Raw genomic sequence first — 12,162 nt, 5'->3', positions numbered from 1 at the left:
GGAGCAATTAGATTTTATAGTTCCAATAAATCAAGATATTCTTTGTTATTATTTGGAATACCTTGATGTATTTATGTATAAGTAAGGAATAGACTTGTTATGTCTGAATTCTCGAAAATATTCCATGTCGTCTTCATGGTAATGACGCAGAGCAGGCAGCAGCGAGCGCTGCTTGCGCTGGTCATTGCGACCATTGCCGCGACAGCCGTTGGTTCAGCGATTTTCCCGGTCTTCTTTTCTCTGGGTATTGACGCCCTGACCAGCGGACAGGGAGAGCTGGGAACAGCCGTTACCTACATCCTCGCATTCGGCATAGGGTTTACGGTCGTCGGCATTCTTGAGCAGATACAGTGGCTTACATTTGGGCCGATGAACCTCAGGCTTCAACGGCACCTGACCACGCACGTTTTCAAACATGCTATATCCCTGCCCTATTACCGACTGAAGACCTACACGACCTATGAAATCGGCCGCACGGTCGAAAAGGGGCTGGATGCCGTTCGGGACATCACCTCGAACCTGACCTTCTTTCTCATCCCGACGATCATAGAACTCGTCATCGCCGCGTCCGTCATCGCCTTCATGATCGACATCTGGATCGCCGGGCTCCTCGTTGGCGCGTTGCTGCTCTACGGTTTCATCGCGAACGTGTCCGCCGAGCGCATCCGCACCTCCACCGAAGACGCAATGCAGAGCGGCATCGACGCCTGGAATTTCGGGCTTGACGGCGTGGCGAACGCCGAACTGGTCCAGCAGTCGAATCTCGGCCATGACTTCACTCGGGAACTGAACGAAAAGCTGAAGGTCAACGATCGCGCGTGGGCAGTCACATTCCGGCAGAGAGCATATTACGGCGCATTGCAGGCTCTCATCTTCGGTCTGGTGGTTTTGGGCGTGCTGTGGAAAGGCAGCATGAGTGCCGGCAGCGGCGTGATGAGTATCGGCGAACTCGTCCTGCTGAATACCTATATCATCCGTCTGCTGCAGCCCGTTGAAACATTCGCGCGCGTCTATCGGGACGTGCATGCGGCTCTCGGAGAGGCGCATCTGCTTGCCGATCTCCTCGCAATCGAAGCGCCGGCCCTTGCGCAGGCAGCGCCATCCCCCGGCAGCAGCCCGCCCACCCTCGAACTCCGCGACGTGTCGATCGATGTTGCCGGCCATACGATCCTGTCCGGCCTCAGCTTCACCGTTCGTCCGAAGGAGCCCTTGTTCGTCGTCGGTCCTTCGGGTGTCGGGAAATCATCGCTTCTCAAATTGCTGTCTTGCCTGACAACGGCGAGCAGCGGCCAATACCTGATTGATGATGCGCCGATTTCAGACAGCAACGCGACTTCGATGCGGGGCGATATTGCAGTGGTGCAGCAGGATTGCCTGCTGTTCGACTGGACGATCCGGGAGAACATCGCCTTTGGATATTCCGGGGGAGAAGAGGAAATCGACCGCGTCGTCGCCTCCCTCGGACTTGGCGAGGTCATCAGCCGGCACGAAGCACAGGGCGAGCCGACGGTGGGAGAGCGCGGCAACAGGTTGTCTGGCGGTGAAAAACAACGCGTCTCTCTGGCACGCGCGCTCCTGCGCAAACCGCGTCTGCTTCTGCTGGACGAAGCGACGGCGGCGCTTGACGAGACCAATCGCAAGCGTGTGATGACGGAGATCGAAGCGCTGCAGGACACCAGCTCCAGCGTGTTCATAACGCATGATGTCTCCCTTCTGGGGCCGAGATCCCGCGTTCTCTATCTGCACGATTCGAGCACGGCCTATTGCGGCATTCACGGCGACATGCTCGCGAGCAATGCGGTCTATGGCGCGTTCATCGCGGGAAGCGCCCCGGGCGATCCGCCGGAAAGGACATGCGACCCGGATTCACGGCAAAAAACGCCCCTGGCCCAGGGGGAGGCAGGCTGAGCTCCCTGGCGCCGATCATTCGTTTGAGGACGGCGGTGGGTGATCCTGCCCCGCCGCCTGAGCCCCTCGCCTTGCATAGACTGCGCCCCAGGACCACAGCGACCTGTCAAGCGTCAACACATCGGTTTCCGCCGCACCAAATTTCTTGACTAATTAAGTCATCTTTTTATAATTAGACTGTCAGCATGAGATGTCCGCGGCCGTCAGCCCGCGGGGTCTTCTCAAGCGCCACCAGCTTTCCCCGTTCGCCAAGTCCCACATGAACCAGACCGTTTCGCCGCCCTCCATTCAAAGTGATGTCCATGGTTTCATCGTCAAGGGTGGACCTGTATGGCGCGCCTGGGACGGGGTTGTGGCCGATGTGTGGGATGTCGAATGCCAACCTTCGGCCGGCGGGATCTATGTTGCGCCCTATCCACGCCTGTTCGTGCTGCTCGCCATCAACGAGGGTGGCCGGCTGGAGTTGACGGCGCCCAGCATCAACGTCGTCGGCCGCCATGAGCGGCCCTTCTCCATGTCCTACATTCCGGCGCAGATGCCGCTTGAAAGCCACGCCGTCGGCGTAACCGGCCTGCGTCACCTCGATCTCCACTTGCCGGGCACGGCGCTGATGCGCAAGTTCGGCGGCATGATCGCGCAGGAGAAGCTTGCCGAGGCGCGCCTCAATTTTCATGACGCGCGGCTCGCGGCGCTCGCCGGCATGCTGGCCGACGAGTGCGAGAGCCGGCAGCCGCTGAACGATCGTTACGGCGCCGGCCTGATCGACGCGCTCATCGCCATCCTGTTTTCGGTGGGCAGCCGCACCCCCAAGGCGAGGCCGACGCTCTCGCGCACCCAGCTCGACTTGAGCCTGGACTATATCGAGCGGCGCTGCTTCGAGCCGATCAGGCTGCACAGCCTCGCCAGCCTGCTGGGCCTCTCCGAAAGCTATTTCAGCCACGCGTTCAAGGCCTCGACCGGCGTGCCGCCACTGCGCTGGCAGATGGAAACGCGCGTCGGCAAGATCAAGGATTTGCTGCTTCGAGACGATCTGACCCTGACCGACATTTCGGCACTGACCGGCTTTGCCGACCAGGCACACCTGACGCGCTCCTTCAAGAAGGTGGTCGGCGTTACGCCCTCGCAATGGCGGCGCAGCACGCCGCGCGCGCACAGGTGACCAAGAAGTGTGACAAATCCGCATCAGAGCCTATCCGCCACGCCGGGAAGCCAAGATGAGACAATTGTCGGCAGGATCGTGCAAGGCGACATTCTGAACTTGATATAGGAGGTCAAGAATTAACGGCGGCGCAAGGTCCGCTGCGGAACGGGAAGCGACCAATGCTGCGTTTGAAAGCACACCATCTTCTGCTGGCCGGCACGGTGTCCGGCCTTGCCCTGGCGATGATCCAGCCGGCCTTCGCCCAAGAGGGCGCCGAAACCGAGCTGACGGCGATCGTCGTCGAGGGTGGTCAGGCGGGCGGCGGCGAGGACGATAGCGGCGTCGGCAAGGTCAAGGGCGTCGTCGCCAAGTCGTCGCGCACCGGCTCCAAGACAGCGACCGAGGTGAAGGACATCCCGCAATCCGTGTCGGTCGTCGGCCGGGAACAGATGGACATGCAGAGCCCGCAGAAGATCGATGAGGCGCTGCGCTACGTGCCGGGCGTCAATCCCTCGACCTACGGGACCGACGCCGATACCGACTGGATTTTCGTGCGCGGCTTCCAGGCCGACCAGACCGGCATCTTCCTCGATGGCCTGCCCTTCTACCAGACGGGGTTCGGCACCTTCCTGATGGACCCGTTCTTCCTCGAGCGCATCGAGGTGGTGAAAGGTCCGTCATCGGCGCTTTACGGTGGCGGCAATCCGGGCGGCTTCATCAATTATGTCAGCAAGCGCCCAGGCGAGCGCCAACGCCTTGTCGAAACGGGCGTCAACAGCTTCGGCAACGGCTATGTCGCCGCCGATATCGGCGACACGCTGAGCGATGTGCTGTCCTATCGCGTGAACGGCAAGCTGTCGGGCGGCGGCTGGGAGACGGACCACGCGAAGGACCTTCGCGGCGCCATTGCACCGAGCTTCAAGTGGCAGCCGGACGAGGCGACCAGCCTCACGGTGCTCGCCTCGCTGTCGCGCACGGATCTGGTCCATACCAGCAGCGGCTTCCTGCCTTATCATGGCACGGTGGTTCCCAACGCCGCCGGCTATACGATCCCGCGCGATTTCTTCTACGGCGACAAGGACGTCGAGCAATACGACCGCACGCAGGCGATGATCGGCTACGAGTTCTCGCACACATTCGACAATGACTGGACCGTGCGCCAGAACCTTCGCTACGGCACGGTTTCCCTGCAGGAGGATGGCCTTTACGGCAACGGCGTCTTCACCGGCACGACGCTGGGCCGCTACCGCTGGGCGCACGATACGAAGGTGAACACCTTCACCGTCGACAACCAGCTTGAAGGCAAGGTCGATACCGGTGCCCTCGAGCACACCGTGCTGCTCGGCGCGGACTATCGCTGGTATCGTCACGGGGCGTCGACCTTCTTCGACGCGTCGGCGGATGCGGCGTTCTTCCCCGGCACCACGCCGTCCATCGATATTCTCAATCCGGTCTATGGCGGCGCTTACGGGCCTCCCGCGCTCGGCCCGGAAAGCAAGACCACCCTCAACCAGCTCGGTCTCTACGCCCAGGATCAGATCCGCTTCGGCGACGGCTGGCTGGCGACACTGAACGGCCGCTACGATTTCGTTTCCACGACGCTCGACACGGCGGGCCTCGAGCGCGACGACAGCAAATTCACCGGCAGGGCGGCGCTGGCCTACGAGTTCGCCAACGGCCTGACGCCCTATGCGAGCTATTCGACATCCTTCAGCCCGGCGCTCACCGACAATGGCCAGGGGGCGCTGTTGATGCCCGAATCCGCCAAACAGTGGGAAGCCGGCGTCAAATACGCGCCGACGTCCTTCGACGGCCTCTTCACGCTGGCCTATTTCGACATGACCCGCCAGGATGTTCCCACGCAGGTTTCGACGGCGCCGGCGCTGACCGAAACCATCGGCGAAGTGCGCGTGCAGGGTATCGAACTGTCCGCCCAGGCCAATCTCGTCAACGGCCTGAAAGTCATCGGCGCCGTGACCTATCTCGACGCGGAGGTCACCAGCGCCTATGGTCCGAGCTACGATTTCGCGCAGGCCGGCACCACGCCGATCCAGATTCCCGACCTGACCGCCTCGCTGTGGCTCGACTATGCCTTCCAGAGCGAGCAACTCGAGGGCCTGAGCGTTGGCACCGGCGTGCGCTATATTGGCGAAAGCTGGGCCGATCGCGCCAACACGCTCAAGGTCGACGATGCGACGATTTTCGACGCCGCCGTCCGCTACCGGCGTGACAATTGGAGCGTGGCGCTCAATGTGGCCAACCTGTTCGACAAGGCCTATGTGTCGAGCTGCCAGGGCCTCTCGTCCTGCGGCTACGGCGCGGGCCGCACCGTGACACTCAAGGCGAATGTGACCTGGTGACCGGAACGACGGATCAAGCATCATCGCAGCACGGAGGCGGCAAACCCGCCTCCGCATCCGGCATTGCGGCGCCCCCGCTCTATCGGCTGAGCGGACTCACCTTTCGCGCCGGCGATCGCGTCATCGTCCACCCGGTCGACCTTGTCGTCCCGCCGCGGCAGGTGCTGGCGCTGGTCGGGCCGAATGGATCGGGCAAGAGCACGCTCCTGAAGATGATGGCGCGGCAGCTGCGCCCTTCCGGCGGCGCGGCAGAACTGCTGGGAGCCCCCATTGCGGGAATGAGCGATCGCGAATTTGCACGACAGGTCGCCTATATGCCGCAGTTCACGCCGCCGGCCGAGGGCATGACGGTGCGCGAACTGGTCGGGCTAGGGCGCTTCCCTTGGCACGGCGCGCTCGGCCGCTTCGGCGCCGAGGATGCGGCCAGGGTCGAGGCCGCGCTCGAACGGACCGACCTTGCCGGCATGTCCGGCCGCATGGTCGACAGCCTCTCCGGCGGCGAACGCCAGCGCGCCTGGCTCGCCATGATGGTGGCGCAGGACGCCCGCTGCCTGCTGCTCGACGAGCCGACCTCGGCGCTCGACATCGCCCACCAGGTCGAGATGCTGACGCTGGTGCGAAAGCTCAGCCGCGAGGGCGGCGTCGGCGTGGTGATCGTCATCCACGACATCAACATGGCGGCGCGCTTTTGCGATCGCATCGTGGCGCTGCGTCAGGGCGGCGTGGTGGCCGAGGACGCACCGGCCGGCATCCTCGATGTCGCCGTGTTGAAACGCATCTACGGGCTGGAGATGGGCATCCTTCCGACCGCCGGCCTGCCGGTCAGCTACGTGCCGTGATGATGCGCATGTTCACCCGCCGCAACCTGCTGGTCGCCTCGGCCTTCGCCGCGCTGACCCCGTCCGTGGCGCGGGCGGCGGGACGGACGGTCGCAACCATCGACTGGGGCCATCTGGAAACCTGCCTCGCGCTCGGCATCGTGCCGGCCGCCGCCACGGAACTCAGGCAGTTCCGCGAAATCGCGGTGGAGCCAAGTCCGCCGCGGGAGGTTGCCGATCTCGGCCTGCGCGGCGCGCCCAATATCGAATTGCTGCGGATGATTGCGCCGGACCTGGTTCTGATCTCGGACTTCTACGAGTACCAGCGTCCGCTGCTGGAGCGCATTTCGCCCGTCGTCAACCTGCCGGTCTACCAGAGCGGCAAGCCGCCCTATGCGCTGGCGGAGCAATCGATGGCGGCCATCGGCGCGTTGCTCGGCCGCGAGGCGCAGGCGCAGGCCTATATGGCCGCCGCACGCGCCGAGATCGAAGCCATCGGGCAGCGCCTCGGGCAATTGGCGCGGCATCCCGTCTTCGTGATCAGCCTCGGCGATTCCCGGCATTTCCGTGCCTTCGGCGCCGATTCGATGTTCGGCGACGTTGTTGTCCGACTGGGATTGGAAAACGCCTGGACCGACCCGACCAGCTACAGCGCCACCGCGCCGGTCGGGCTGGAGGCGCTGGCGCGCATCCCCGGGGCGTCCATAGCCGTCATCGGGCCGACGCCGCCGGAGACACGGCGGACGCTGGCGGAGAACGCCCTGTGGAACGCCTTGCCGGCGGTGGCCGAGGGCCGGGCCGGCGACCTCGCGCCGATCAACCATTTCGGGGCATTGCCATCGGCCCTGCGCTTTGCCCGCGCGCTGGACCGTGTCTTCGGGAGCCGCGCCGATGCCGGCTAGCACACGCCTTTCCCCGGTCCTCTTCTGGAGCCTGGCGGCCGTTGCCGCCGCGGCCCTGTTCTGCCGCCAACTGATCGCCGGCTGGCCGCAGGGGAGCGGGGTCGAAAGGCATTTGCAGCAGATCATCCTGATCTACGGCACGGCCCCGCGCGCCGCGACGGCCCTGCTCGCCGGCGCGACGCTCGGATTGTCCGGCCTTCTGCTGCAGCGCGTGCTGCGCAACCCGCTGGCGGAACCGTCGACGCTCGGCGTCTCGGCAGGCGCGCAGCTCGCCATGGCCGTCGCGACGATCCATGCGCCGGCCCTGATGGCATTCTCGGTCGGACTGGTCGCCTTCGCCGGCGGATTGACGGCCGTGACGCTGGTGCTTGCGCTGACATGGCGGCGTGGGCTCGAACCCGTCTCCGTGGTGCTGGCCGGCATGATGACGGCGCTGACCGCCAATGCGGCAAGCGCGGCGCTGATCCTCGCCAACGGCGAATATCTGTTCTCGCTGTTCATCTGGGGTGGCGGCTCGCTGACGCAGCAAAGCTGGGGGCCGGCATTGGTCCTCGGCTTCGCCTTTCTGGCAGGCCTTGCCGCCGCGGCGCTGCTGTTGCGGCCGCTGGCTCTGCTCGGCCTCGACGATGCGGCGGCGCGGAGCCTTGGCGTCGCCGTCAACGCCAGCCGCTTCCTGGTGATCGGGGTGGCCGTGTGGATGGCGACGACGGTGGCCGCGCAGGTCGGCATCGTCGGGTTCATCGGACTGGCCGCGCCGGCGCTGGCGACGCTGTCGGGCGCACGCAGCCTGAAGCAGCGTCTGGTGCTGGCCCCGCTCAACGGCGCCATCCTGCTCTGGCTCACCGATGGGCTGGTGCAGGTCTTGGCGGGATCGGGCGGCGAGCGTGTGCCGACCGGGGCGGCGACCGCGCTCATCGGTGGGCCACTGCTCATCTGGCTGCTGCCCCGTCTGAAACTGTTCGAGTGGCCGAGCCTTGCAGGCGGAACCACACAGGTACGGCGCGCGGCGCGCCCGATCCTGCTGCTCGCCATACTGGCCGCGCTCGCCTGCCTCGTCTTCGCCATGGCGGCTGTGCTTGGGCGTGGGCCGGATGGGTGGACGCTGGCCACCGGGCAGCTGCTGGCCGATCTCGCCGACCTGCGCATCCCCCGGCTTGTCGCGGCGGCGAGCGCGGGTGCGATGCTGGGCGTCGCCGGCGTCGTCATACAACGCATTACGAGCAATCCGCTTGCCGGCCCGGAAATCCTCGGCGTCGGCATGGGCGCCGGGGCAGGCCTTGCCGCCGTGCTGCTCATCAGCGCCACGGCGGGCCTCGGCTGGCAGATGGGCGGCTCGGCGCTCGGCGCCCTGGTCGTGCTGCTCTCCATCTTAGCACTCGGCGCGCGCGGCGGCCTCGGGCCGGAGCGGTTGCTGTTCGCCGGCATTGCGGCCAATGCGCTTTGCAGCGCCGTGCTGACGGCGATCATCGCGCTCGGCAACCAGCAGTCCTACACGCTGCTGCAATGGCTGAGCGGATCGACCGGCCAGGTCGGAACCCCGGGGGCGCTGACCGCATTGGCCGGCCTCTGCATCCTCGCACCGCCGCTCTTCCTTGCCGCACGCTGGCTTGACCTCTTCCCGCTCGGCCACGCCGCCGCGCAAGCGCTCGGGCTGGCGGTCGGCCGGGCCCGTTTCATCCTGATCGCCTGCGCCGCGCTGCTGACGGCATTGGCCGCCCTCTTCGTCGGCCCCCTCAGTTTCATCGGCCTGATCGCGCCGCATCTGGCGCGCCTCATCGGCCTCGCCAAGGCATGGCAACAGCTATGCGGCGCCCTGCTGATCGGCGCCGCCCTGATGGCGCTCTCCGACTGGCTGGCGCGCATGGCGGTATTTCCCTATCAATTGCCGATCGGGTTGTTCGCGGCCCTGCTGGGCGGGCCCTATCTGATCACTCTTCTGGCCCGGGGAACCGAGCGCCGCGGCTGACGCGCCACGCGCCTTCAAGGCGATCAGGGAAGGCGCCCTGCCCTCGCCCAGCGCTTTGATGATTCTGACGCGGTTGTTCGAGAGGCGAACGACACGATCTACGGATTGGCTGCCTATTTCTACGCGTCGAACCTGAGCCGTGTGTGGCGTGTTGCGGAGGCTTTGGAATACGGGATGGTGGGGATCGACACGGGTCGGATGTCTTCGGAGGCGGCGCCGTTTGGCGGTGTGAAGCAATATGGGATGGGCCGTGAGGGCTCGCGTCACGGCTTGGAGGACTATCTTGAGATGAAGTACCTTTGCATGGGCGGGATCTGAGTTTTCGGCCCGGAATGCAAAAAGCCCCCGCGCATATGAGCGACGGGGGCTTTTTAGATTTGGTTGCAGGGGCAGAATCTAATCTTCACTTGCTCCCCGAGCAAGTGAAGATGGTTGCGGGGACCGGCGTCGATCATAACTTGCAATCGACGCCAGCAAAGATGGTTGCGGGAGCATGCACCCATCTTAACTTGCTTTTTCGGACCGCAGCATAAGTACCGATCCTTGCCAACGAGCGAGCGATTACGGCACCAGACACTGGAACCGTCGCTACAGTGTCTTCGATTTCCGAATCTAGTCAGCCTGTCGTCGACACAGTCAGGCTGGCCATCATGCGCCTGCTTACAAGTTTGGGGCGCCGGCAACGCCGGGGCGATTCACTCCACTTCATGCCGGCGTCACCATTCCCGACACTCATTTAAGATGCGGGTTGACCGGCACTAGAATGCGGCCTCGCACCTCGCCCTTAAGGAACCGCGGTGCCACCGCGACAACGTCGGCGAGTTGGACTTCGGTCGTCATGGCATCCAATTTTGCTGTGTCGAGTTCCTGCGCCAGTCGTTGCCAGGCAGCCAACCTCTCGGATTTTGGACACATCACGCTGTCGATTCCGACCAGCGTCACACCACGCAGGATGAACGGCGCGACAGTCGTAGGTAGTTCCATGCCGCTGGCCAACCCGCACGCGGCGACGACACCGCGGTAGCGCATCGAAGCCAGTACATTGGCCAGCACCACTCCGCCTGCCACGTCGATGGCTCCTGCCCAACGCTCCTTGGCCAAGGGCCGGCCGACCTGTGTGAACTCAGCCCGGTCAATGATAGCGGTGGCACCGAGGCCGGTGAGATAATCCGCTTCGGTCATCCGCCCTGTAACGGCAGCAACGCTGTAGCCGCGTGAGGCCAGAAGCATGGTTGCAATACTGCCGACACCACCGGCCGCGCCGGTTACCACCACCTCTCCGCTGTCCGGCAGCACACCGTTGCGTTCGAGCGCCATGACGCACAACATCGCCGTGTAGCCGGCCGTCCCTATCGCCATGGCGTTCCGCAGACTGACCCCTTCCGGCAAAGGCACGAGCCAGTCTCCGCTTACGCGCGCCCTGGCCGCCAGCCCACCCCAATGCCGCTCTCCAACGCCCCAGCCGTTCAGCACGACCCGATCACCCGGCTTAAAGTCGGAATGGGAACTTTCGGCCACGACGCCCGCAAAATCGATCCCCGGCACCATCGGGAAGCTGCGAACGACCGGCGAGGCACCGGTGATCGCTAAGGCATCCTTGTAGTTAAGGGTCGACCACGCGACGTCTACCAGCACGTCGCCTTGTGGCAGTTGCGCGGTCTCGACCTTGGAAAGACCGGCTTCCTGCCCGCTGGCGGACTTTTCAATCAAGACGGCGTCAAACATCTGAGGCTCCCATTCCTGGATTTCCTTTTTTCCTACGCAACTTTCTTGGCGTCGGACGGTGAGCAGGCGACTTGCGCATTGACCATGGCGTGAACCGCCTCGGGAAGCGTCAGCACACCTATGGCCTGACCGTCGGCATCGACGACGGCAATCTCGCTTGTCCCGGCCAATGTCATCGCTCTTGCCGCTTCCTCCAGCGTCGAGCCGGCCGGCACCGAAATCTTCAGCTCGCCGGACGAGCCCTTCGGCGCGGTGGCGACGGTCTCGACTTTGATGACGCGCGCGCGGTTCACCTCCCGGACGAAGCTGGCGATATAATCGTCGGCAGGGTTCATCACGATGTCCTGCCCTGTGCCCTGCTGCACGACTTCCCCATCCCGCAAGATCGCGATGCGATCCCCCAGTCTCAGCGCCTCATCCAGATCATGGGTGATGAAGACGATCGTCTTCCTGATCTCCTTCTGCAGATCGAGGAGCACGGTCTGCATGTCGACGCGAATGAGCGGGTCCAGCGCGGAAAACGCCTCGTCCATCAGCAGGATTGGCGCATCGTTCGCCAGCGCACGGGCAAGACCGACGCGCTGTTGCATACCGCCTGACAACTGATTGGGATATTTGCTCTCGAACCCCTTCAGCCCGACCCGCTCGATCCACCGCATGGCGCAGTCGACCTGCCGGTTCCGAGGCACCCCTTGTATCTCCAGGCCATAGAGAGTGTTTTCGAGAACGGTGCGGTGCGGAAGGAGCGCAAATTTCTGGAACACCATGGCCGTCTGATGCCGGCGGAACTCGCGCAACTGCATGGCATTCATCTTGACCACATCCTCGTCACCGATGACGACTTCACCCGACGTCGGATCGATAAGGCGATTGATGTGACGAATGAGCGTGGACTTTCCCGATCCAGAAAGACCCATGATCACCTGAATGCCGCCAGCAGGCATGGAGATGTTGATGTCTCTCAGGCCAAGGACATGGCCATGTTTTGCGTTTAGTTCCGTCTTCGTGACACCCTGCTCAACGAGCTTAACGCAGTCGGCGCCATTGGGGCCGAAGATTTTGTAGAGCTTTTTGATTTCGATGCCGAAGCCGCCAATTTTCTTGTTACCCATGGACCACCTCCCGGTGCTTTTGAAGGCGTGCGCCAAAGGCCTGGCTGACGCGGTCGAAGATGATCGCGATGCCGACGATGGCAAGGCCGTTGAAGATGCCGAGCGTAAAATACTGGTTGGAAATCGCCTTCAGAACCGGCTGGCCGAGGCCCTGCACGCCGATCATAGAGGCGATGACCACCATGGCGAGCGCCATCATGATCGTCTGGTTGATGCCGGCCATGATGGTG

At 63.9% G+C, this 12,162-nt stretch carries 8 protein-coding genes and 2 pseudogenes; 7 read left to right on the top strand and 3 right to left on the bottom strand.

Going from position 1 to position 12,162, the window contains the following annotated elements; genetic code table 11:
* Positions 1-99: 99 nt before the first annotated feature.
* The 7 genes and pseudogenes from V8U06_RS19695 to V8U06_RS19665 form a co-directional block, all read left to right on the top strand.
* The gene (locus tag V8U06_RS19695; RefSeq protein ID WP_427142135.1) at positions 100-1,908 is read left to right on the top strand and encodes an ATP-binding cassette domain-containing protein; all 1,809 of its coding nucleotides are present in this window, start codon (positions 100-102) and stop codon (positions 1,906-1,908) included.
* A gap of 190 nt (positions 1,909-2,098) precedes the next feature.
* On the top strand, positions 2,099-3,067 hold the full coding sequence (locus V8U06_RS19690) for a helix-turn-helix domain-containing protein (RefSeq protein WP_427142134.1): 969 nt from the start codon (positions 2,099-2,101) through the stop codon (positions 3,065-3,067).
* A gap of 161 nt (positions 3,068-3,228) precedes the next feature.
* Positions 3,229-5,409 carry a TonB-dependent siderophore receptor gene (locus V8U06_RS19685; RefSeq protein ID WP_427142133.1) on the top strand — a complete coding sequence of 727 codons (2,181 nt, stop codon included), beginning with the start codon at positions 3,229-3,231 and terminating at the stop codon, positions 5,407-5,409.
* Between the two features lie 62 nt (positions 5,410-5,471).
* Positions 5,472-6,248 (top strand): ABC transporter ATP-binding protein, encoded by a 777-nt coding sequence (locus V8U06_RS19680; RefSeq protein ID WP_427142204.1) that lies wholly within the window; start codon positions 5,472-5,474, stop codon positions 6,246-6,248.
* An 8-nt stretch (positions 6,249-6,256) separates the two neighbouring features.
* Positions 6,257-7,129: an ABC transporter substrate-binding protein gene (locus V8U06_RS19675; protein WP_427142132.1), complete on the top strand. Its 873-nt coding sequence runs from the start codon at positions 6,257-6,259 to the stop codon at positions 7,127-7,129.
* The gene (fhuB, locus tag V8U06_RS19670) at positions 7,119-9,095 is read left to right on the top strand and encodes a Fe(3+)-hydroxamate ABC transporter permease FhuB (protein WP_427142131.1); all 1,977 of its coding nucleotides are present in this window, start codon (positions 7,119-7,121) and stop codon (positions 9,093-9,095) included. The genes V8U06_RS19675 and fhuB overlap by 11 nt, the downstream gene beginning before the upstream one ends.
* A gap of 51 nt (positions 9,096-9,146) precedes the next feature.
* A pseudogene (locus V8U06_RS19665) lies at positions 9,147-9,413 on the top strand (aldehyde dehydrogenase family protein); the annotation flags it as partial.
* Positions 9,414-9,827: 414 nt separating this feature from the next.
* Here the strand turns inward: V8U06_RS19665 and V8U06_RS19660 are convergent.
* From V8U06_RS19660 to V8U06_RS19650, 3 genes and pseudogenes are all read right to left on the bottom strand, one after another.
* Positions 9,828-10,820 (bottom strand): MDR family oxidoreductase, encoded by a 993-nt coding sequence (locus V8U06_RS19660; RefSeq protein WP_427142130.1) that lies wholly within the window; start codon positions 10,818-10,820, stop codon positions 9,828-9,830.
* A gap of 32 nt (positions 10,821-10,852) precedes the next feature.
* Positions 10,853-11,932, bottom strand: a complete 1,080-nt coding sequence (locus V8U06_RS19655; RefSeq protein ID WP_427142129.1) for a quaternary amine ABC transporter ATP-binding protein — start codon at positions 11,930-11,932, stop codon at positions 10,853-10,855.
* Positions 11,925-12,162: pseudogene (locus tag V8U06_RS19650) on the bottom strand (proline/glycine betaine ABC transporter permease); the annotation flags it as partial. The pseudogene V8U06_RS19650 and the gene V8U06_RS19655, both read right to left, overlap by 8 nt.

It is taken from the genome of Shinella sp. G-2 (assembly GCF_050172695.1).
GTDB lineage: Bacteria > Pseudomonadota > Alphaproteobacteria > Rhizobiales > Rhizobiaceae > Shinella.
This window is presented reverse-complemented; position numbering and strand designations above follow the sequence as displayed.

Excerpts from the sequence above, each read along its gene's own strand:
- V8U06_RS19655 (WP_427142129.1), bottom strand. The coding sequence starts at position 11,932 with ATGGGTAACAAGAAAATTGGCGGCTTCGGCATCGAAATCAAAAAGCTC.
- V8U06_RS19660 (WP_427142130.1), bottom strand. The coding sequence starts at position 10,820 with ATGTTTGACGCCGTCTTGATTGAAAAGTCCGCCAGCGGGCAGGAAGCC.
- V8U06_RS19675 (WP_427142132.1), top strand. The coding sequence starts at position 6,257 with ATGTTCACCCGCCGCAACCTGCTGGTCGCCTCGGCCTTCGCCGCGCTG.
- V8U06_RS19690 (WP_427142134.1), top strand. The coding sequence starts at position 2,099 with ATGTCCGCGGCCGTCAGCCCGCGGGGTCTTCTCAAGCGCCACCAGCTT.
- V8U06_RS19695 (WP_427142135.1), top strand. The coding sequence starts at position 100 with ATGTCTGAATTCTCGAAAATATTCCATGTCGTCTTCATGGTAATGACG.
- V8U06_RS19685 (WP_427142133.1), top strand. The coding sequence starts at position 3,229 with ATGCTGCGTTTGAAAGCACACCATCTTCTGCTGGCCGGCACGGTGTCC.
- fhuB (WP_427142131.1), top strand. The coding sequence starts at position 7,119 with ATGCCGGCTAGCACACGCCTTTCCCCGGTCCTCTTCTGGAGCCTGGCG.